This is a genomic window from Dactylosporangium sp. NPDC048998 (genome assembly GCF_043197855.1).
GTDB lineage: Bacteria > Actinomycetota > Actinomycetes > Mycobacteriales > Micromonosporaceae > Dactylosporangium.
Map to the genome: position 1 here is coordinate 692,516 of NZ_JBICTV010000001.1, position 20,850 is coordinate 713,365.

Annotated in this window: 20 protein-coding genes; 10 read left to right on the forward strand and 10 right to left on the reverse strand. The window is 74.0% G+C overall.

What is annotated here, in order from left to right:
- The first annotated feature begins 74 nt into the window (after positions 1 to 74).
- From narJ to ACGFI8_RS03260, 5 genes are read left to right on the forward strand one after another with little or no spacing between them, the layout of a single operon-like run.
- Positions 75 to 734, forward strand: a complete 660-nt coding sequence (gene narJ, locus ACGFI8_RS03240) for a nitrate reductase molybdenum cofactor assembly chaperone (RefSeq protein ID WP_392799188.1) — start codon at positions 75 to 77, stop codon at positions 732 to 734.
- On the forward strand, positions 731 to 1,477 hold the full coding sequence (gene narI / locus ACGFI8_RS03245; RefSeq protein WP_392799190.1) for a respiratory nitrate reductase subunit gamma: 747 nt from the start codon (positions 731 to 733) through the stop codon (positions 1,475 to 1,477). The genes narJ and narI overlap by 4 nt, the downstream gene beginning before the upstream one ends.
- Before the next feature lie 35 nt (positions 1,478 to 1,512).
- Positions 1,513 to 2,727 carry an MFS transporter gene (locus tag ACGFI8_RS03250; RefSeq protein ID WP_392799193.1) on the forward strand — a complete coding sequence of 405 codons (1,215 nt, stop codon included), beginning with the start codon at positions 1,513 to 1,515 and terminating at the stop codon, positions 2,725 to 2,727.
- Positions 2,728 to 2,760: 33 nt separating this feature from the next.
- On the forward strand, positions 2,761 to 3,954 hold the full coding sequence (locus ACGFI8_RS03255; RefSeq protein WP_392799196.1) for a molybdopterin molybdotransferase MoeA: 1,194 nt from the start codon (positions 2,761 to 2,763) through the stop codon (positions 3,952 to 3,954).
- Between the two features lie 25 nt (positions 3,955 to 3,979).
- Positions 3,980 to 4,315: a hypothetical protein gene (locus tag ACGFI8_RS03260; protein WP_392799199.1), complete on the forward strand. Its 336-nt coding sequence runs from the start codon at positions 3,980 to 3,982 to the stop codon at positions 4,313 to 4,315.
- A gap of 13 nt (positions 4,316 to 4,328) precedes the next feature.
- On the opposite strand, the gene mug is transcribed toward ACGFI8_RS03260, so the two are convergent.
- Positions 4,329 to 4,913: a G/U mismatch-specific DNA glycosylase gene (gene mug / locus ACGFI8_RS03265; protein WP_392799202.1), complete on the reverse strand. Its 585-nt coding sequence runs from the start codon at positions 4,911 to 4,913 to the stop codon at positions 4,329 to 4,331.
- Between the two features lie 75 nt (positions 4,914 to 4,988).
- Here mug and ACGFI8_RS03270 point away from each other — a divergent pair, with 75 nt between their 5' ends.
- Complete coding sequence (locus tag ACGFI8_RS03270; protein ID WP_392799204.1) at positions 4,989 to 5,408, forward strand: RidA family protein; 420 nt, start codon at positions 4,989 to 4,991, stop codon at positions 5,406 to 5,408.
- A 25-nt stretch (positions 5,409 to 5,433) separates the two neighbouring features.
- Here the strand turns inward: ACGFI8_RS03270 and ACGFI8_RS03275 are convergent, their stop codons facing one another.
- A complete protein-coding gene (locus ACGFI8_RS03275) occupies positions 5,434 to 6,114 on the reverse strand; it encodes a pentapeptide repeat-containing protein (RefSeq protein ID WP_392799206.1) in 681 nt (226 codons plus the stop codon).
- Between the two features lie 108 nt (positions 6,115 to 6,222).
- Between ACGFI8_RS03275 and hrpA the strand changes: the two genes are divergently transcribed.
- Positions 6,223 to 10,107: an ATP-dependent RNA helicase HrpA gene (hrpA, locus tag ACGFI8_RS03280; RefSeq protein ID WP_392799209.1), complete on the forward strand. Its 3,885-nt coding sequence runs from the start codon at positions 6,223 to 6,225 to the stop codon at positions 10,105 to 10,107.
- Here the strand turns inward: hrpA and ACGFI8_RS03285 are convergent.
- From ACGFI8_RS03285 to ACGFI8_RS03305, 5 genes are all read right to left on the reverse strand, one after another.
- A complete protein-coding gene (locus ACGFI8_RS03285; protein WP_392799212.1) occupies positions 10,077 to 11,297 on the reverse strand; it encodes an MFS transporter in 1,221 nt (406 codons plus the stop codon). The genes hrpA and ACGFI8_RS03285 overlap by 31 nt on opposite strands.
- Before the next feature lie 81 nt (positions 11,298 to 11,378).
- Entirely contained in the window at positions 11,379 to 12,323 is a 945-nt protein-coding gene (locus ACGFI8_RS03290) for a hypothetical protein (protein WP_392799215.1), read from the reverse strand.
- 65 nt (positions 12,324 to 12,388) lie between these two features.
- The gene (locus tag ACGFI8_RS03295; RefSeq protein WP_392799217.1) at positions 12,389 to 13,420 is read right to left on the reverse strand and encodes a cytochrome d ubiquinol oxidase subunit II; all 1,032 of its coding nucleotides are present in this window, start codon (positions 13,418 to 13,420) and stop codon (positions 12,389 to 12,391) included.
- Complete coding sequence (locus ACGFI8_RS03300) at positions 13,420 to 14,805, reverse strand: cytochrome ubiquinol oxidase subunit I (RefSeq protein WP_392799220.1); 1,386 nt, start codon at positions 14,803 to 14,805, stop codon at positions 13,420 to 13,422. Before ACGFI8_RS03300 ends, ACGFI8_RS03295 begins: the two co-directional genes overlap by 1 nt.
- 166 nt (positions 14,806 to 14,971) lie before the next feature.
- Positions 14,972 to 15,541: a hypothetical protein gene (locus ACGFI8_RS03305; protein ID WP_392799223.1), complete on the reverse strand. Its 570-nt coding sequence runs from the start codon at positions 15,539 to 15,541 to the stop codon at positions 14,972 to 14,974.
- Positions 15,542 to 15,647: 106 nt separating this feature from the next.
- Here ACGFI8_RS03305 and ACGFI8_RS03310 point away from each other — a divergent pair, with 106 nt between their 5' ends.
- Positions 15,648 to 17,123 carry a hypothetical protein gene (locus ACGFI8_RS03310; protein WP_392799226.1) on the forward strand — a complete coding sequence of 492 codons (1,476 nt, stop codon included), beginning with the start codon at positions 15,648 to 15,650 and terminating at the stop codon, positions 17,121 to 17,123.
- Between the two features lie 18 nt (positions 17,124 to 17,141).
- On the opposite strand, the gene ACGFI8_RS03315 is transcribed toward ACGFI8_RS03310, so the two are convergent.
- Positions 17,142 to 18,158, reverse strand: coding sequence for an NADP-dependent oxidoreductase (locus ACGFI8_RS03315; RefSeq protein WP_392799229.1), 1,017 nt, complete (start codon positions 18,156 to 18,158; stop codon positions 17,142 to 17,144).
- Between the two features lie 134 nt (positions 18,159 to 18,292).
- Here ACGFI8_RS03315 and ACGFI8_RS03320 point away from each other — a divergent pair, with 134 nt between their 5' ends.
- Positions 18,293 to 18,913: a DUF998 domain-containing protein gene (locus tag ACGFI8_RS03320; RefSeq protein ID WP_392799231.1), complete on the forward strand. Its 621-nt coding sequence runs from the start codon at positions 18,293 to 18,295 to the stop codon at positions 18,911 to 18,913.
- A gap of 36 nt (positions 18,914 to 18,949) precedes the next feature.
- Here ACGFI8_RS03320 and sigJ read toward each other — a convergent pair whose 3' ends face one another.
- Positions 18,950 to 19,861 (reverse strand): RNA polymerase sigma factor SigJ, encoded by a 912-nt coding sequence (gene sigJ, locus ACGFI8_RS03325; RefSeq protein ID WP_392799234.1) that lies wholly within the window; start codon positions 19,859 to 19,861, stop codon positions 18,950 to 18,952.
- Positions 19,813 to 20,262, reverse strand: a complete 450-nt coding sequence (locus ACGFI8_RS03330) for a carboxymuconolactone decarboxylase family protein (protein WP_392799237.1) — start codon at positions 20,260 to 20,262, stop codon at positions 19,813 to 19,815. Before ACGFI8_RS03330 ends, sigJ begins: the two co-directional genes overlap by 49 nt.
- A gap of 107 nt (positions 20,263 to 20,369) precedes the next feature.
- On the opposite strand from ACGFI8_RS03330, the gene ACGFI8_RS03335 reads away from it, so the two are divergent.
- Positions 20,370 to 20,843 carry a hypothetical protein gene (locus ACGFI8_RS03335; RefSeq protein WP_392799240.1) on the forward strand — a complete coding sequence of 158 codons (474 nt, stop codon included), beginning with the start codon at positions 20,370 to 20,372 and terminating at the stop codon, positions 20,841 to 20,843.
- Positions 20,844 to 20,850: the final 7 nt, after the last annotated feature.

Below are 20,850 nucleotides of genomic sequence, written 5' to 3' on the forward strand. Positions count from 1 at the left end.
CGGAGCGGAGCGGAGGGGCCGGTCATCATGGGCTCAGTTCGAAGGTCGTGCGGCCGGAGCGAAGCGGAGGGCGCATGACCGCCCGCGCCGACCTTTTCTCATTGATTTCGCTGCTGCTCACCTATCCCGACGCCGAGCTGCTCGGCGCGGGGGACGAGCTGCGCGCGGCCGCGGCCCGGCTCGAGGACGAGACCGCCCGGCAACAGACCGGCGAGTTCCTGGACTGGCTGCTCGGCACCACGCCGATCGAGGTCGAACGGCACTACGTGCAGACCTTCGACCTGCGCCGCCGCTGCGGGCTCTACCTCACCTACTACCTGCACGGCGACACCCGCAAGCGCGGCATGGCGCTGCTCATGCTCAAGCAGCGGTACCGGGCACACGGCCTCCGGCTCGCCGACGGCGAACTGCCCGACCTGCTGCCCGTGGTCCTGGAGTTCGCCGCTGCGGCCGGTCCCGGCGACGGCGAGGCGCCGCTGCGCCAGCATCGGCAGGGCCTGGAGTTGCTGCGTACCGCGCTGGCCGAGTCGGGCACGCCCTACCGGCTGCTGCTCGACCTCGTCTGCGCCCTGCTTCCCGAGCTCACGGACGCCGACCGCGCCGCCGTCGCCGCGCTGGCCGTCGACGGCCCGCCCACCGAGTCCGTCGGCCTCGACACCATCGGCCACGGGCCCGATCCGGTCGCGGCCCTCGCCCCGTACCCCACCTGCTCCGTGCCGGAGGCGTCGCGATGAACACCCTCGTCTGGATCGTCCTGCCGTACGCCTGCCTGGCGGTGTTCGCCGCCGGGCACGTCTGGCGCTGGCGCCACGACCAGTTCGGCTGGACCACGCACACCAGCCAGCTGCTGGAGCACCGGCTGCTGCGCCTGGGCTCGCCGCTGTTCCACCTGGGCGCCTTCGGGGTCATCGGCGGCCACGCGATGGGCCTGCTGGTTCCCGCGTCGCTGACCGGACGCATCGGCATCAGCGAGCACGTGTACCACCAGACCGCCGTCTGGGGCGGCACCGTCACCGGTGCCGCGCTCGTCGCCGGCCTCGCGCTGCTGATCGCCCGGCGCCTCGTCAGCGGCCGGATCCGCCGCGTCACCACCGGCATGGACAAGGTTCTCTACGCCGCGCTGGCGGTGATGGTGACCCTGGGGATGACGGCCACGGTGGCCACCAACCTGCTCGGCGACGGCTACGACTACCGGGAGACGGTCGCCGTGTGGTTCCGCGGCATCTTCTGGTTCCGGCCGCACACCGCACTGATGACCGGGGCGCCGCTGGTCTACCAGCTCCACGCGATCGGCGGGTTCCTCTTCCTGGCGCTCTGGCCCTTCACCCGGCTCGTCCACGTCTGGTCCGCGCCGATCGCCTACCTGTGGCGCCCGTACGTCGTCTACCGCGCCCGCCGCGGCCCGGCACCCGTGCCACCGCCCGCGCCCGCCGCGGTCCGCGACACCGGCCGGCAATCGGTGCCGTCCGGCCGCTGAGACCCGATTTCACGACCACAGACAGTGGAGACGCCATGAGCACAATGCAGACCCGGCGCAGCGTGATGCTCGCCCTGGCCACCATCGGGTTCGCCGTCAACTTCTGGGCCTGGGCACTGCTCAGCCCGCTCGCCGTGAAGTTCCAGACCGCCCTGCACCTCAGCGCGTTCCAGCAGGCCCTGCTGGTCGCCGTCCCGGTCGTGGTCGGCTCGGTCGGGCGCATCCCGGTCGGGGCCCTGACCGACCGGTTCGGCGGCCGGATCATGTTCCCCCTGGTGTCCCTGGCGACCATCGTTCCGGTGCTGTACCTCGGCCTGGCCGGCCACGACTCGCTCGCCGGACTGCTGATCGGCGGATTCTTCCTGGGCATCGGCGGCACCGCCTTCGCCGTCGGCGTCCCGTTCGTCAACGCCTGGTTCCCGCCGCAGCGCCGCGGCTTCGCGGTCGGCATCTTCGGCATGGGCATGGGCGGCACCGCGATCAGCGCCCTGACCACGGTCAAACTGGTCACCGCGCACGGCACGCGGACCCCGTTCGTGATCACCGCGATCGTGCTCGCGGCCTACGCGCTCGTCGCCTGGCTCGTGCTGCGCGACGCCCCCAACCGCACCGTGCCGACCGGGCCGGCCGGCTCGTTCGCCGGCCGCCTCGGCGCCGCGCTGCGCCTGCGCGTCACCCTGCAGGCCGCGGCCCTGTACGCGGTCGTGTTCGGCGGCTACGTCGCCTTCTCCGTGTACCTGCCGGCCTACCTGAAGACCGCCTACGGGCTCACCCAGGCCGACGCCGCGAACCGCATGGCCGGGTTCGTCGTGCTCGCCGTGCTGATGCGCCCGATCGGCGGCTGGCTCTCCGACCGCCTCACGCCCGGCCGGGTGCTCGGCGCCGCCCTCGTCGTGATCGTCGCCAGCGCGGCGGTCCAGGCGTTCACGCCCGGCCTCGCGCCGCTCGGCACCGCCGCGTTCCTGTCCATGGCCGCCGCCCTGGGAGCCGGCAGCGGCGCCACGTTCGCGCTCGTGGCCCAGCTCGCCCCGGCGAACCAGGTGGGAGCGGTCACCGGCGTCGTCGGTGCGGCGGGCGGCCTCGGCGGCTTCGTCCCGCCGCTGGTGATGGGCAGCATCTACGGCTACTACCACTCCTACACGCTCGGCCTGGCGCTGCTCGGCCTGGTGGCGTTCGCCGCCCTCCTGCTGACCGTCCTCTCGGTCGCCCGGACCGGCCGGCGCCCGATGAACGAGGCCGCCCATGCGTGAGTACCGCGGCGGGACGCGCGCGGGCGGCGGCACGTGACCGGCATCGCCGTGCAAGCTCGCCAGGGGTGCGCCCACCCGGCCGCCGCGATGCCGTGGCACGAGGCACGGGCGCTGGCGCACCGCCTCCCGCACCCGACCGGGAAACAGCGGCTGCCCGTGGAGCACGCCGCCGGGCGCACGCTCGCGCTGCCGCTGCGCGCCGCCACCACGCTGCCGGGCTTCGACAACGCCGCCATGGACGGCTACGCCACCCGCGGACCCGGCCCGTGGCGCGTCGTCGACCGGGTGCTGGCCGGGCAGTGGCCGGCCGTCCAGCTGGCCCCGGGCGAGGCGGCGGAGATCGCCACCGGCGCTCCCGTGCCGGCGGGCACCGACCGGGTCGTCGAATACGAGGTCACCACCCGCATCGGCGACGTCGTCTCCGCGGATCCCGGCCCCCGGCGCCACCTGCGCCGCCGCGGCGAATACGTGACGACCGGCGACGAGCTGCTGCCCGCCGGCCACCTGCTCACCCCGGCCGGGATCGGGCTCGCCGCCGGGGCCGGCGTCGACACCGTCACCGTCCACCGGCCGCCGGCGGTACGGATCCTGATCACCGGCGACGAGATCGTCACCAGCGGATCTCCGGAGCGAGGGAAGGTCCGCGACGCCGTCGGCCCGCTCCTGACCGGCCTGCTGACGGCCTGGGGCGCGCGGCGGCCCGAACTCCGGCGCGTACCGGACCACCCGAGCGATGCGCTCGCCACGGCCCTGACGTCCGTACCGGCCGGCAACGACCTCACGATCGTGTGCGGCTCGTCCTCCGTCGGCCCCGCGGACGGCCTCCACCGGGCGCTGCACGACATCGGGGCGCTCCTGCACGTCGACGGCGTCGACTGCCGCCCCGGGCACCCCCAGGTGCTGGCCCAGGCCGGCGAGCGATGGCTGGTGGGCGTGCCCGGCAACCCCTTCGCCGCCCTGGTCGCCGCGGTCACCCTGCTGCAACCGCTGCTCGCCGGGCTCGCCGGGCGAGCGCTGCCCGACCTGCCACGCGCACCGCTGCGGGGCGACGTCCGACCGGCACCCGGACGCACCCGTCTCGTGCCGGTACGCCGGCGGGACCACGAGGTACACCTCATCGAGGGCGCACACCCCGGCTACCTCGGCCCCGCGGCGCAGGCCGAGGCGCTCGCCGTGCTGCCGCCCGCATGGCGCGACGGCACGACGGTGGAGCTTGTGCCGCTGTAGCGGGCCGGGCCGGTAGGGTCCGATGATGGCGTTGTCACCGTCGGACGAGGTCGCCGCCGCGCTGCGGGAGTTCGCCGAGCGCATCGACGTGTTCGATACCGCACCGGGCGAGACCGTCGTCGAGGTCAGGGTCGGCGAGCGTGCGGCAGCGTTGCGGGCCCCCGTGGCGAGGGCGCTCGTCGAGGCGTTGCGGTCCTACCAGGACCCGCGCGATCGCGGCACCTGCGACCACTGCGGCGGCCCGCGGCTGGACGACAACTTCGTGTGCGCCGACTGCGGCCAGCCCAGTGGCGTGTTCGGCCAGCTGCTGCGAGAGCGGGCCGCCCGCTACGAGGGCCCGCCGGCCGACCTGCCCGGCTGATCGCGGTTGCCCGTCAGGCGGGCCGCGCCGCCTCGCGGAGCCGGGCGAATTCTTCGGCAAGCTGGTCGAGTTGGTAGTGGGCGTTGAGGCCGCTCGGGTTGGGCAGGATCCAGACCCGCGTCGCGGCGGCGCCGGGCTGCGGCAGCGCGGCGTCCTGCGGCCCCACCTTCGCATGCTGCAGGCCGAACGCCGTGCGGAACGCCGTCACGCCGAGGACGGCGAGCCACCGCGGCGCGTATCGGGCGACCTTCGCGCGCAGGATCGCGCCGCCGGCGGTGAGCTCCTCGCGGGTGAGCTCGTCGGCGCGGGCCGTGGCCCGGGCGGCCAGGTTGGTGATGCCGAGCCCATGCCCGGGCAGGAGGTCCTGCTCGTCGGGGCGCAGCTGCCGGGGCGTGAACCCGCCGAGATGCAGCGCGGGCCAGAACCGGTTGCCGGGCCGGGCGAAGTGGTGCCCGGTGGCCGCCGACCACAGGCCGGGGTTGATGCCGCACAGCAGTACGTCGAGCCCGGGCGCGATCACGTCGGGCAGCAACCGGCCGGCGGCGGCGAGGAGGTCCTCCCGGCTCGGCCGCACGCTCCGGTTCGCTGTCGACGGCATGCGGACAAGCATGCCAGGGGCGGGCGCGGCGGCCCGCCGGGCCGGCTCGGCCGGCTGCCGTTTAGCGTCTGAGCCATGGGCGAGCGGCGGTTGATTTCCAGTGGTTCGACGTTCGAGCAGGAGATCGGGTACTCCCGGGCGGTCGTGGACGGCGACTGGGTGCACGTGTCGGGGACGACCGGGTTCGACTACGCCGCGATGACGATCTCGGCGGACGTCGTCGAGCAGGCCGAGCAGTGCTGGCGGAACATCGACGCGGCGCTGCGGGAGGCGGGCGCCTCGGTCGCCGACGTGGTCCGGGTCCGGTATCTGCTGCCGGATGCCGCGGACTTCCAGCCGTGCTGGCCGGTGCTGCGGCGCTGGATGGACGGGGTGCGGCCGGCGGCGACGATGCAGGTGTGCGGCCTGTCCGATCCCCGGATGCGGATCGAGATCGAGGTCACGGCCCGCCGGGCGGGCAGCCGGGTGGCCCCGGGCCTCGGCTGGCCCCGTTAGCGTCTCGCGGACGGCGAAGACCTGGTCAGGCGCCCTCGAGCGTGATGTCCAGCGCCGCGGCCAGGACGCGCGACAGGCCGACCGGGTCGCCGGTGGCGATCGTGGCCCCGCCCAGCCCGGCCGCGCCGCCGATGCCGTCGAGCGCGCAGCCTTCGAGGCGGGCCCCGGCGGCGGTGGCGAAGTCGAACCGGGCCCCGCTGAGGTCGCAGTCGACGAACGCCGCCCCGGACAGGTCGGCGCCGGTGAAGTCGGCGCACGTCAGATCGGTGCCGGTGAACACGACGCCGTGCAGGTGCGCGCCCCGGAAGACGCTGCGCTCGGCCCGGCAGTCGCGGACGGTGACGTCGTGCAGGGTCCCGTCGAGCCAGTGCAGCCCGCTCAGCCGCGATTCGCGGACGGTGACGCGGTGCATGACGGACTGGTCGGCGCGGACCTCGGCGAGGCTCGTGCCCTCGATGAGGCAGTCGGTGAGGATGGACCCGGCGAGGGCGGTGCCGGTGAGGTCGGCGCGGTTGAACCGGCACTGGACGAACTCGGCGCCCTTGACGGTGCGCCCGGCGAGGGCGAGGTCGTAGAAGCCGAGCGCCTTGTACGTGGCATCGTCGCGCAGGTCGTCCTCGTCAAGGGTGGCGAGCACGAGCGTCGCCGGCGGCCGGGGCCGGGCGGGCGCGGGCCGCGCCGCTGGAAGCACCGACTGGGTGGGCATGGGTGTGACGTTAGTGGCAGGTGTGACGGGCCGCCGAACCACCCGCCGCGCGGCCGGGGGAAAATCATCGGGCAATCGCGGCGACGCGTGCCTATCCTTGCGAGCGTCATGTCTGAGGTGTCCCAGCCGACCAGTCTGGGCGAGCTGCGCGCTCGCCTCTCCGGGCTCATGCCGCAGGATCAGCATCGGCTGCGGCGGCGGATCGACGGGGCGAAGCGGTCCCGCAACGCGCAGGCGATCGCGGAGGCGATCCGGGCCGACGTGGAGCGGGCCGAGCAGCGGGTCGCCGCCCGCCGGGCCGCCGCACCGCAGGTCAGCTATCCGGAGCAGCTGCCGGTCAGCCAGCGCAAGGACGAGATCCTGGCGAAGATCCGCGACCACCAGGTGGTGATCGTGGCCGGGGAGACCGGCTCGGGCAAGACGACGCAGCTGCCGAAGATCTGCCTGGAGCTGGGCCGGGGCGTGACCGGCCAGATCGGGCACACGCAGCCGCGGCGGATCGCGGCGCGGACGGTCGCCGAGCGGGTGGCCGAGGAGCTGGGCACGGAGCTGGGCGCGACGGTCGGGTTCAAGGTGCGCTTCTCGGACCAGTCCGGCGATCAGACGATGGTCAAGGTGATGACGGACGGCATCCTGCTGGCGGAGATCCAGCAGGATCGGATGCTGCGGCGGTACGACACCCTGATCATCGACGAGGCGCACGAGCGCAGCCTCAACATCGACTTCATTCTCGGATACCTCAAGCAGCTGCTGCCGCGACGCCCCGACCTGAAGGTGATCATCACCTCGGCGACGATCGACCCGGAGCGGTTCTCGCGGCACTTCGGCGACGCCCCGATCGTGGAGGTGTCCGGCCGCACGTATCCGGTGGAGGTGCGGTACCGGCCGATCGAGTCGGCGGACGAGGGCGCCGAGGAGGTCGACCAGTTCGACGCGATCTGCAACGCGGTGCTGGAGCTGCAGGCCGAGGGGCCGGGCGACGTGCTGGTGTTCCTCAGCGGCGAGCGGGAGATCCGCGACGCGGCGGACGCGCTGACCCGGCTGGACCTGCCCGGCACCGAGATCCTGCCGCTGTTCGCGCGGCTGTCGTTCGCGGAGCAGCACCGCGTGTTCCAGCCGCACTCGGGCCGGCGGATCGTGCTGGCGACGAACGTGGCCGAGACGTCACTGACCGTGCCGGGCATCAAGTACGTCGTCGACCCGGGCACGGCGCGGATCTCGCGGTACAGCCACCGGCTGAAGGTGCAGCGGCTGCCGATCGAGCCGGTGTCGCAGGCGTCCGCGAACCAGCGCAAGGGCCGCTGCGGCCGCACCTCGGACGGGGTGTGCATCCGGCTGTACAGCGAGGAGGACTTCGCGGCCCGGCCGGAGTTCACCGATCCGGAGATCCTGCGCACCAACCTGGCGTCGGTGATCCTGCAGATGATCTCGCTCGGCCTGGGGGACCTGGCCGCGTTCCCGTTCATCGACCCGCCGGACCGGCGCAACGTGACGGCCGGCGTACAGCTGCTGGAGGAGCTGGGCGCGCTCGAGGCAGGGCCAAACCTGACGAACCAGCGCCTGACGGACCTGGGCCGGCGCCTGGCCCAGCTGCCGGTCGACCCGCGGCTGGCGCGCATGGTGCTGGAGGCCGAGCGCAACGGCTGCGTCCGCGAGGTGATGGTGATCGCGGCGGCGCTGTCCATCCAGGACCCGCGGGAGCGCCCGGTGGACCAGCAGGCCCAGGCGCAGCAGCTGCACGCCCGGTTCGCCGACAAGGACTCGGACTTCACCGGCTTCCTCAACCTGTGGAACTACCTGCAGGAGAAGCAGAAGGAGCTGTCCAGCAACCAGTTCCGCAAGCTGTGCCGGGCCGAGTTCCTCAACTACCTGCGGGTCCGCGAGTGGCAGGACATCTACAGCCAGCTGCGGCAGGTCCTGAAGTCGATGGACGTGACGCCGAACGAGGAGCCGGCGGCGCCGTACCCGATCCACGTGTCGCTGCTGGCGGGCCTGCTGTCGCACATCGGCCTGAAGGACGCGGAGAAGAACGAGTATCTGGGGGCGCGCAACGCGCGGTTCGCGGTGTTCCCGGGCTCGGCGCTGTTCCGCAAGACGCCGCGCTGGGTGATGGCGGCGGAGCTGGTGGAGACGTCGCGGCTGTGGGCGCGGGTCGCGGCGCGCATCGAGCCGGAGTGGATCGAGCCTCTGGCGCAGCACCTGGTGAAGCGGCAGTACAGCGAGCCGCACTGGGAGCGCAAGCAGGCCGCGGTGATGGCGTCGGAGAAGGTGACGCTGTACGGGGTGCCGATCGTGACGGCCCGGAAGGTCAACTACGGCCGGATCGACCCGGTGCTGTCCCGCGAGCTGTTCATCCGCCACGCGCTGGTGGAGGGCGACTGGGAGACCTCGCACGCGTTCTTCGCCGAGAACCGGCGCCTGCTCGACGAGGTCGAGGAGCTGGAGAACCGGGCCCGCCGCCGGGACCTGCTCGTCGACGACGAGACGCTGTTCGAGTTCTACGACGGCCGGATCGCCCCGGAGGTGGTGTCGGGCCGGCACTTCGACAGCTGGTGGAAGCGGACCCGCCGCGAGCAGCCGGACCTGCTGACGTTCGACCCGGCGATGCTCGTCAACGCCTCCGCCGATGCGGTACGCCAGGAGCAGTATCCGGACGCCTGGGAGCAGGACGGCCGCCGTTTCGCGCTGACGTACCAGTTCGAGCCGGGCACGGACGCTGACGGCGTGACGGTGCACATCGGCCTGCCCCTGCTGGGCACGGCCCGCGACGCCGACTTCGTGTGGCAGGTCCCCGGCCTGCGGGAGGACCTCGTCACCGCGCTGATCAAGTCGCTGCCCAAGGCGCTGCGGCGCAACTTCGTGCCGGCCCCGGACACCGCCCGCGACGCGCTGGCGTCGATGTCGGCCCGCGACGGCGACCTGCTCGACGCGCTGGAGCTGCATCTGCGCCGGATGACGGGCGTGTCGGTGCCGCGCGAGGAGTGGGACTGGTCGCGGGTACCGGAGCATCTGAAGATGACGTTCCGGGTCGTCGACGACGCCGGCAAGGTGCTCGGCGAGGGCAAGAGCCTGGCGCGGCTGCGGGAGCAGCTGGCCCCGAAGGTGCGCGAGACGGTCGCGGAGGCGGCCGTCGACGTGACCCGCAAGGGCGCGACGAGCTGGGAGTTCGGCACGCTGCCCCGCACCCTGTCGCGCACGGTCGCCGGCCACACGCTCACCGTATATCCGGCGCTGGTCGACGAGGGCACGTCCGTGGCGGTGCAGGCGTTCGACCTGCCGGCCCGCCAGCAGTTGGAGATGTGGGCGGGCACCCGCCGCCTGCTGCTGCTCACGCTGCCGCCGCCGGCCCGCTTCGTGCAGGGCCGGCTGTCGAACGAGGCGAAGCTGGCCCTGAGTCGCAACCCGCACCGCAACGCCGTGGACCTGCTGGACGACTGCGCGGCGTGCGCCGTGGACCAGCTGATGACGGACGCGGGCGGCCCGGCGTGGGACGAGGCCGGGTTCGCGGCGCTGCGTGACAAGGTCCGCGCGGACCTGGTGGACCTGACCCTGGACGTGGTCGGCAGCGTGCGGAAGATCCTGGCAGCCGCCCACGACGTGGAGCAGCGCCTGGCCCGGACGAAGAACCCGCTGCTGCTGCCGGCGCTGACGGACATGCGCGGGCAACTGGGCCGCCTGGTGTACCGCGGATTCGTCACCGACACGGGCTGGCAGCGGCTGCCGGACCTGGAGCGGTACCTGCGCGGCATCGAGCGGCGCCTGGAGAAGATCCCCACGGACCCGGGCCGGGACCGGGAGCGGATGCTGACGGTGCAGGAGGTGCAGCGCGAGTACGACCAGCTGGTGGCGACGATGACGATGTCGCCGCAGCTGCGCGAGATCCGCTGGATGATCGAGGAGCTGCGGGTGGGCCTGTTCGCGCAGGCGCTCGGCACCGCCTACCCGGTGTCGGACGTGCGCATCTACCGGGCGATGGACGCGCTGCCGTCCTGAGCGGCGGCGGCCGCGGGCCGGGCCCGCACGGCGGGGGCGAGCGCGGCGACGGCGGCGGCGAGCCCGATCAGGCCGAGCAGCGCCCGGCCGAGCCCGGCGGCGTCGGCGACCGCGCCGATGAGCGGCGGCCCGACGAGGATCGAGCCGTAGCCGATGCTGGTGACGAGCGCGATCGCCTCGGCGGGCCGCTCGGTCTCCCCGGCGGCGCTGACCGCCGCGGGGAAGACGAGGCAGATGCCGAGGCCCCACAGCAGCGCCCCGGCGTAGGTGAGCGGCGTCCACGGCGACAGGACGGCGGCGGCGACGCCCGCGACGCCGAGGAGCCCGCCGAGGCGCACCGCCCCGGCCCGGCCGAGCCGCGCGACGACGGTGCCGCCGAAGAACCGGCCGCCGGTCATGGCCACGGCGAACACGGTGTACCCGAGGGCGGCCGACGCCTGCGACAGCCCCCGGCCGGTGTCGAGGTACAGCGCGAGCCAGTCCCCGGCGGCGCCCTCGGCGACGGTGGCGCAGAACGTGAGCGCCCCGATGAGCAGCAGCGCCCGCCGGGCATGGCGCCGCCGGCGCCTGGTCGCGGCGGTGTCCCCGGCGGTGTCCCCGGCAGCGGGTTCGGCGCGCTCGTCGAGGTACAGCGTCAGCCCGGCGTACGTGGCGGCCAGCGCTGCGGCGGCGGCGAGCGCGAGGTGCGGCCCGGCGCCCAGCCCGGCGCGGGCGGCGAGCGACCCGGCGGCGGCCCCGGCGATCGACCCGAGGCTCCAGCAGGCGTGGTACCGCGGCATCCACTCCCGCCCGGCCCGCCGGTCGACGGCGCTGCCCTGCACGTTCATGGCCACGTCCCACGACCCGTACGCGAGCCCGAACACGAACAGCGCGCCGGCGAGCGACCAGAGCCAGGGGGCGTAGCCGGCGCATCCGAGCGCGACGGCGGACACCACGGCGGTGAAGCCGACCCAGGCGCGGCTGCCGAACCGCCGGCACAGGTGCCCGGTCGCGGGCATCGACAGCAGCGACCCGATACCGAGGGCGAGCAACGCCCGGCCGAGCTGCCCGGCGCTGATGTCGAGCTCCCGCACCACGGCGGGGATGCGCGAGACCCAGCCGCCGACCAGCGCACCGCTCGCGGTGAACACCAGGCCCGTGCCGAGCGCGGCCTTCTTCATGGAGTCGTACCGCAGGAGAGCGCCGCCCATCGCCCCATCTTCGCCATCGACGCCGCTGGTTGCCACCCCGTCCGGCGACGCGAGGCTCGACCGCCGCCGGGCGGGTCAGGCTCAGTACTGGTCGGGCCGGCGGAAGATGACGGTCTGGTCGCCGCCGGCCGGCGGCTGCCCCGGCCCGTTCGGGTTGATGATCTGTGTGGGCCCGGACGGCTGCCCGCCGAACCCGGGGTTGATCACCTGCGTCGGCCCGGATGGCGGCGGGAACGACCCGGGCGGCGCCACGTACGGCTGCGCGGCCGGGGACCCGTACGTGGCCGGCTGCCCGTAGCCGCCGCCGGACGGGAACCCGGCCGGGGCCGCCACCACGGGGTGCATGCCGGTGTCGGGGTCCTGGCGGTCCTTGCGCCGGAAGTAGAAGAGGCTGCCGACGAGCCCGAGCGCGCCGACGATGGCCACGATGCCGATCCAGAAGGCGGCCGACAACCCGCCGCCGTCGCTCGCCCGGCTGGTCGCCGAGGAAGCGGTCGGCTGGACGGCCACCCCGTTGCCGGCCACCGGCGGCTCGAGGGTCTCATCGGGCAGCGCCGGGGTCTCGCTGGCCGACGCGCTCGAGCCCCGGCCCGACCTGGTCGGCGTCGGCCCGCCGCTGATCCGCAGCATGAAGTTGTCGCTGTTGCCCCGCTCGACCCGGATCTGCCCCCGGCCCTGCCCCGCGGTCTTCGCGGTGAGCACGATCTGCCCGGAGACGGTCTTGTCGGGGGCGACCGTGGCGTCGGAGTGGCAGCTGGCGGCGCGTCCGGCGGGGCCGACGTTGCAGCCCTGGTTGTCGGCCGGGTCGATGATCGCGTTGTTCGGCGTCTGCACGGTGACGGTCAGGCCGTTGACCGGCGCCTTCGTCGCGTTCTTCACCGTGAAGTGGATCTGGATCTTGTCGCCGACCTTGCCCTGGACGTTGCCGTCGACCTTGATCTCGAGCGTGTCGGCGGCCCACGCGGGCGTGGCGGACAGCGCGAGCCCGGCGAACGAGCCGACGCCGACAGCCGCGACGGTCGCCACCGTCGCGCCCCAGCGCCTCAGTCTCCGGACTTCACCCATGCTTCGGCGGAGACTAGCAGCATTCGTCAACGATCGCCGCCTGCTGCCCCGTGGGACGAATCGCGCAAAGGCGTTTGAAACAGGCGGAACAGCCACCACAGTGACGGTGCCAGGATCGCGGAACCGGCGAGGACGGCCCACAGCGTGGCGCGCATCACGGCCGGGGCCGCCGCCACGCCGGACACCGTCGTCGCCGGTGGCAGCAGGTACGGGTACTGCGCCGCCGCCCACCCCCACAGCACCGCCGCGACGGCGAGCCCGCCGGTGACCCGCACCGCTACGTACCGGCCGGCGGCGAGCAGCCCGATCGAGGCGAGTCCGGCCAGCGCCGACACGACGATGAGCGCCGCCGGCACCGGCCGCCACAGCCGGTCGGCGAGCCAGCCGGCGTCGAGCTTGATGACGACGAGCCCGGCGGCCGCGAGCACCCCGGTGCCCGTCCCGGCCCACAGCGCCCGGCGCCGCATCCGCGGTACGAGATCCGGGTCCTCGCGCCGCGCGTCGAGGGTCAGGAACACGGCGGCCAGGTAGGCGCACACGGCCACGGCGAGCGCCCCGGTCGCCACCGAGGTCGGGTTCCACCACGAGGTGAGCAGGTCGCCACGGCCGGCGCTCCACGGTGGCACCCGGCCGGACGCGATGCCCCCGGCGACGGCGCCGAAGAAGAACGGCGTGACCACGGAGGAGAACGCGAACAGGGCGCCGAAGATCCGCTGCCGGCCGACGGTGTCGCTGGTCTTGCGGAAGGCGAACCCGGCGCCGCGGCCGATGATGCCCAGCGCCGCGCAGGTGAGCGGGATGTACATGGTGGCGGCGACGCCGGCGAACACGGCCGGGAAACCGGTCCACAGCAGCACGACCGCGAAGATGAGCCACACGTGGTTGGCCTCCCACACGGGCCCGATCGCGTGCTCGATGAGCTTGCGCTGGCGCATGCCGGTGCGGGCGCCGCCGGCGAAGAGGTCCCAGAACCCGGCGCCGAAGTCGGCGCCGCCGAAGAGGGCGTATGCGGTGACGGCGGCGAAGAGCACGCCGAGGAGCATGTCGGCGGAGGTCATCACGGCACCTGGAAGGTCTCGACGTCGGACTCCCGCGGCGCGACCGGCACCGGCTTGTCCCGGGCGAGCCGGCGCAGCACGTACACGGTGGCCACGGTGAGCAGCGTGTACACGACGAGCAGCACGACGAGCCCGGCCTGCAGCCCCGGGGCGGTGTTGACGGCGTCGTGGGTGCGCAGGACGCCGTAGACGACCCACGGCTGGCGTCCGGTCTCGGTGGTGGTCCAGCCGGCCTCGAGGGCGAGGACGGCGGCCGGGCCGCACAGCGCGGCCGCGCGCAGGAACCAGCGGTTGGTGAGCCAGCCGCGCCGCCATCGCCAGATGAACGCGAACGCGGCGGCGACGGCGAGCATCGCGAACCCGGCGCCGACCATGAGCTGGAACGACCAGTGCACGACGTTGACCGGCGGCTGCTGGTCGGCGGGGACGGTGTTGAGCCCGGCGATCTCGGCGTCGGGGTTCCAGTGCGCCAGCAGCGACAGCGCGTTGGGGATCTCGATGGCGTAGCGCAGTTCGCCGTCGACGGCCACGCCGCCGAGGTGCAGCGGCGCGCCGCGCTGGGTCTCGTAGAGGCCCTCCATGGCGGCGAGCTTGACCGGCTGGTAGTCCGCGACGTAGTGGGCGGCCCAGTCGCCGACGCCGACCTGGACGGGCGCCATGACGGCGGCGACGGTGAACGGCACGAGGAAGCCGAGGCGGTGGTACCGGTCGGTGCGCCCGCGCAGCATGCCGACCGCGTAGACGGAGGCGATGCAGAAGCCGGTGAGCATGAACGCGGCGACCATCATGTGCACCGACTGCGGCCCGGTGGCCCGGTTGAACATGGCGCCGAGCGGGTCGACGCCGGTGATCTTGCCGTCGACGAGGTCGAAGCCCTTCGGCTGGTTCATCCAGGCGTTGGCGCTGACCACGCAGAACGTGCCGACGATCCCGGCGACGAGGACCGGTACCGCGGACCACATGTGCACGCGGGCGGGGAGGCGGTCCCAGCCGTACAGGTAGATGCCGAGGAAGATGGCCTCGATGAAGAACGCGAATCCCTCCAGCGTGAACGGCAGCCCGATGACCTGGCCGTAGGTGCCCATCAGGCCGGGCCACAGCAGCCCCATCTCGAAGCTGAGGATGGTGCCGGAGACGGCGCCGACGGCGAACAGCACGCCCATTGCGCGGGCCCAGCGGCGGGCGAGGAGCCGGTAGTGCACGTCGCCGGTGCGGTGCCCGCGCCACTCCATGAACAGCGTGATGGCCGGCATGGCGACGCCGAAGCTGGCGATGATGATGTGCCAGCCGAGCGACAGCGCCATCTGGGTCCGGGCGGCGGCGAAGTCGCCGGGCGTCGCGGCCTCGGCGAGGTAGGTGACGGACGGTGACAGCAGGGTTTCCACGGGACGCCCCCTATTGCCTGCGTGGTGTGCCTGCCTGCTGTTCTATCGCCGCGGCCGGCGGGCACGCGCGCCGATACGCCCGAAAGCGGCGTTGAACACGTTCGGGAACTTTTCCCGCGATTCACGAGTAGCATGGCTACACGTGCCGTGCCTACAGGTCGGGGGTCTACAGCTCCGCCGGCGGCGAGGAGAACTGCGCCAGCGCCAGTAGCAGCACGATGACCACGAAGCCTGCGTAGACGAGCCGGCGCCGCCGGATGTTCTCGTACGCGTGCCACCATGCGATCGCCGCCTCCGACACCGGCCCGGCCACGAACCCGCCGGCCCGGACCCGCCGCGGCACCACCATCGGCGCCAGCCGCACCGCCGTGCTCACGAAGACCCGCCGCGCCGGCGGCTCCTCGTGCCGCTCCGGCGTGACCGTGATCTGCCGGTCGTCGCCGTCGCGCTCCTCGTACGGCCGCTCGTCGAGCCAGAAGCGCTCCGACCGGCGCCGGAACACCCGCCCGAGGAAGTCGTCGGCGGCCCGCGCCTGCCCGAGCCTGGTGCGCTGCAGCTCCAGCCAAGGCCAGCGGGTCGCCACGTCGGTGAGCACGTCGACGTACAGATGGTCGGCGTCCTCCTCGCCGCCCACCACCCGCACCGAGTCCCGCCGCAGCGGCTCCAGATGCCGCGTGACGAAGGCGACGTACCCGGCCGGCGGCTCCGACGTCATCCGCATCACACCAACCCGCATAGACCCCATGGTCACCGCAACAGCCCGGCAGCACCAGCAGCGGCGAAGCGCGAGCAATGCTCGAGCGGAGCGAGAGCCAAGCTGGGAACAGCCTAGGATCGCCCCCGTGGGCTCTGCGTTACCCGTGGGCCGGGAGATCCTCATCCCCGGCGAGCTGTCGGTCGCCATCGACGAGGGTGGCATCCGCACGGCCGGCGGCATGCTGCCCGCGCTGGTGTACACCACCGACGGCCTCGAGCGGTACGGTCAGCGCGAGATGGTCTTCGCCGTCGCCCGCACCGGCGCGCCCGCGCCCGGCTACCCGCTCACCATGGCCCGCACCGTGCACCGCTTCGCCGCCGAGGGCCGCCTCGTCGACGCCGGCGACGTGAGCGTCTTCGGCCGCCCCGGCGTCGACGTCGACGAGCGCGTCACCGGCTTCGTCTACGCCGACCCGCCCGCCGCACTGCCGTCCACAGTGGAGCTGCGGCGCCCGCCGCTGATCGCCCTGCCGCTGCTGGGCGGGGAGACGGCCGTCGTGCAGCGCTTCGGCCACGCGCGGGTCCTCGCGCTGCTCGGCGCGCAGGAGCGCTACTACCCGCACCCGTGGTGGTTCCGGCCCGGCCGCGCCCCGGTCCTCGACGACGCCGAGTTTCGCGCCACCACCATGCTGTCCCAGGCGCCCGCCTACAACCTGCCGTTCCTGCGCGTCATCCACGACGGCGACCGGCTCGAGCTGTCCGCGGCCGCCGAGGAGCTGCCGTCGCTGCGGGAGGCGATGCGGGAGGCGCCCGACGTTTGCGCGTATCTGCCGGGCCTCGCCGGCACCCCGAAGACCTACGTGTGGGCGCCCGGCCAGTCCGGCCCCGCCGCGATCGTCGCCCCCGGCGGCGAGCGGGCCACCCGGCTCGCCTGCAACTTCCTGCTGGTCGTGCGCGACGCGTCCGGCCCGCCGGGCGCCGGCGCGGACCGTCAGGCGCCGACCGCCCGCCAGGTCGAGGACGGTTTCGCGGTACTGCTGACCGGCGCCATGTACGCCCGCCTGCTGCAGGCCGTCGAGGCCGGCCGCCCCGTGGAGATCGGCCTGCCCGGCGGCGCCGTGCGCGCGCTCGCGTTCCGGGTCGCCGACGCCGCCGGCGCCGCCGCGGCCCTGCCCGACGCCGGCCCGGACGCCGTCAACGCCCTGCCGCCGGACCTGCTCAACGGCGTGCCGGCGGCCACCACGATGGCCGCCGGCGACCTGCGCGGCACCGCCCGCCCGGCGGCGGGCGGCGCACAGGACCCCGGCCGCGGCCGCATCGTGCTGCTCACCAGCGAGGAGCAGCTGCGCCAGGCCACCACCCCCGCCGAGCTCAGCGACTTCCTCGACCGCGCCCGCCGTGTCGTCGAGCGGCTCTTCGCCGGTGTGCGCCACCACACCGAGGAGCTCATGGTGGAGTTCCGCCTCGCCCCGAACCGCCCGGTGGCGGTGCGCATCATGGCTCGCCCCGAGGCCCCGCCCCGCGAGCTGCAGGTCGTCCTGGAGCGGCAGCTGCAGGCGCTGCCGCCGCCGACGATCCGCTACACCGAGGTCGCCTTCCAGCTGCACCTGCCGGTCGGCTGACCCGCAGACCGCCGGTCGCTACACAACGTCGGTGATTCGGACGATCATCTTGCCCAGGTTGGCGCCGCGCAGCATGCCCAGGAACCCCTCCACCGCGTTGCCGATGCCGTCGACGAACGTCTCCGCCACCCGCATCCGGCCCTCCCGCAGCCAGCCGGTCATCTCCTCGGTGAACGCCTCCCGGCGCGACCAGTGGTCCAGGACCAGGAAGCCCTGCATGGTCAGCCGCTTGCTGATGAGCAGGCTCAGGTTGCGGATACCGGTGGCGTCCGGGGTGTTGTACTGCGAGATCGCCCCGCACACCGCGATCCGCCCGTGCAGGTTCATCCGGAACAGCGCCGCCTCCAGCTGCTCGCCGCCCACGTTGTCGAAGTAGACGTCGATGCCGTCGGGGGCGAGCCGCTTGAGCTGGCCGCGGATGTCGCCGTCGCGGTAGTTGAAGGCGGCGTCGAAGCCGAGCTCCTCGGTGAGGTACCGCACCTTCTCCGCCGACCCGGCCGACCCGATGACCAGCCGGGCGCCGCGCAGCCGGGCGATCTGCCCCGCCAGGCTGCCCACGGCGCCGGCCGCCCCGGAGACGAACACCGTCTCGTCCGGGCGCATCCGGGCCACGTCGAGCAGCCCGGCGTACGCGGTGAGCCCCGGCATGCCGAGCACCCCCAGGTATGCCGAGGCCGGCGCCGCCGCGGTGTCCACGGCCCGCACCCGCTCGGCGTCCAGCAGCGCGTACTCCCGCCACCCGAGGCCGTGCAGGACGGTGTCGCCGACCTTCACGGCCGCGCTCTGCGAGGCCACGACGGTGCCGACGGCGCCGCCGTCCAGCGGCGCGCCGAGCTGGAACGGCGGCACGTAGGAGGGCACGTCGTTCATCCGGCCGCGCATCGCCGGGTCGACGGACATGACGTCGTTGCGGACCAGCACCTGGCCGGGGCCCGGCTCCGGCAGCGGCACCTCCCGGAGCTCGAAGTCGGTCTCCGACGGAAACCCGGTCGGCCGGGCGGCGAGGTGCCAGACCCGGTTCACGGTTGCATCCACGCCCGTCATGTCGCGGCCTCGATGTGCACGTCGATCACCTCAGCCGCGACGATAGCGCGCGATTCGGTCGTGCGCGATCCAACCCGGCCGTTCGCCGGGCGGCGGGCGGGCGCCGCGACGGGCATACTCGTCGGATGCGCCGCGATGTCGTCGCGAGGTATGCGCTGTGGTCGTCCGCCGCCGCACCCGTGCTGCTGATCGGCGGCTGGACGCTGGCCGCCGCGCTGCAGCCCGGGCCTTCGGTCCAGCGCGAGGGCTACGACTCGCTGCGCGACACGATCAGCGCCCTGGCCGGGTATGGCGCCGCCCACCGCTGGGTGATGACCCTCGCCCTGCTCGGCGTCGGCGCGTGCCACCTGGCCACCGCCCGCGGGCTGCGACCCCTCGCCACGCCCGCCCGGGTCATGCTCGGCGTCGGCGGCGCCGCCACCGTGCTCGCCGCCGCGTTCCCGCTGCCCGCCGCCGGCACCTCCGGCGCGCACCAGACCGCGGCCACGGTGGCGTTCGTCTGCCTGGCGCTGTGGCCGGCCCTGTGGCGCCACGCCGGCGGTGAACCCGCCCGGCCCCCGGTGTCCGTCATGGTGCCCGCCACGCTCGTCATGGTGGCGCTCGTCCTCGGCTTCACCGCCGCCCTCGGCGCCGGCGTCCTGGCCGGCCTGGCCGAGCGGCTCGCGGCCGGCGCCCAGGCGGTCTGGCCCTTCGTCACGGTCCTGCTGCTGCGCCGCTCACCCCGCGCCACCCTCATCAGGGTGTGACCCACCCGGTCCAAACCGGCCCCCGTCGACGCCCGGTCACCGTCCGTCGAGGGCCGCCAGCTTGTCGGGGTTGGCGACCAGGAAGATCCCCCCGATGCGGCCGCCGGACGCCGAGACCGCCAGGGTGTACCGGTGGCGGCCCTCCACCAGCAGCGCCGGGGCGCCGTTGACGTGCACGGGCGCGGCGGTGAACGGCCGGCCGAGGATCGCGGTGAAGAACCGGACCACCTTCGCCCGGCCGCGGATCGGGTTGCGGGCCGCCCGCACCCGGCCGCCGCCGTCGCTCCACGCCACCACGTCGTGGCGCAGCAGCCGCTCCAGCCGCTCCACGTCGCCGAGCCGGGCCGCGGCCACGAAGCCGTCGATCAGCCGGGCCAGCTCCGCCGGGTCGGTGCTGAACCGGGCCCGGCCGGCCAGGGCCTCGGCCGCCCGGTGGTGCAGCTGCCGGCAGTCGCCGGGGGAGCGGTCCAGCATGCCGGCGATCTCGGTGTACGGCAGGCCGAACGCCGTGTGCAGCACGTACACGGCCCGCTGCGGTGGGGTGAGCCGCTCCATCAGGTGCAGTACGGCGATCGACAGGTCGGAGGTGTCCACCACGCCGAACGGCGACGGCTCCGTCGACACCGGCTCGGGCAGCCAGGTGCCGACGTACTCCTCGCGTCGCGCCTGCCGGTCCCGCAGCGCGTCCACGGCGAGCCGCGCCACCACCCGCGTGAGGTAGCGGCGCGGCTCGGCCACGCCGGAGCGGTCCGCCGCCGTCCACCGCAGGTACGCCTCCTGCAGCACGTCGTCGGCGTCGTGGACGCTGCCCAGGAGCCGGTACGCCAGCCCGTACAGCATCGCCCGGTGCGCCTGGAAGTCCCGGTGCTCCCGGGTGCCGTGGGCCGCGGCGGAGACGGTCATGCCGGCGGCGGCTGCATCCGGGTCGAGACGGCGATCCGGTTCCACACGTTGATGGTCGCAATCGCCATGAGCAGGTTCGCGATCCCTCCCTCGCCGTAGTGCTCGACCGCCCCGTCCCAGACCTCGTCCGGCACCCCGTGCTCGCCCAGCCGGGTGACCGCGTCGGTCAGCTCGAGCGCCGCCCGCTCCCTGTCGTCGAAGAACGGCGCCTCCCGCCACGCCGACACCGCGAACAGCTTGCGGCCGTCCATCCCGTCGGCGAGGCCCTCGGTGCTGTGCATGTCGACGCAGTACGCGCACCCGTTCAGCATCGACGCGCGCAGCTTGATCAGGTGCAGCAGGTGCCCGTCGACGTTCGCGCGGATGTACTTCTCCATCCCCGACACGGCCTGGTACGCGGCCGGGCTGACCTGACTGAAGCTGATGCGCTGTGCGGTGTGAGTCATACGGTCACGACGGGGATCCCCCGCCGGAACGTGACAGCCGCCGGTGTGGCCTGCGCCACTACCAGCCAAAACCAACTGGTCGAAGCGGCCGGCATTAGGGTTCACGGGTGACCTCCACCACCTGGCGCCACCTGCCGCCCGCCGCACGCGCGATCGCCGCCGCCTCGGCCGAGGCCGTCGACGCCGCCCGTGCCCGCGACGCGGAGGCCTACCCGGACGCCGTCGAGCGCCTCGCCGCCCTCGACCCGGAGCAGACCGGCCGCGTCCTCGGCGCCGTCGTGCGGGCCCTGCTGGAGGAGCGCCACCCGGACGGCCTGGACGGCGACGACGTGCGGGCCGCGCTCGAGCACGCGGTGCGCGCCGCCGGGGCCTGGCAGGACGTCGACCCGCAGGTCATGGTGGTGCTGCTGGTGGGCGCACTCGGCATCCACGAGCAGGACGACGAGGCACCCGTCGCGCCGCGCGCGCTCGCGGCCCACGCCCCGCTGCTCATCGCGGATCTGCTGCAGACCCGGAGCCTTCCGGTGTACCTGGAGAGCGCCTTCGCCGAGATTCAGCGCTCCGAGGTCCACGACGGCTGATGAGTGG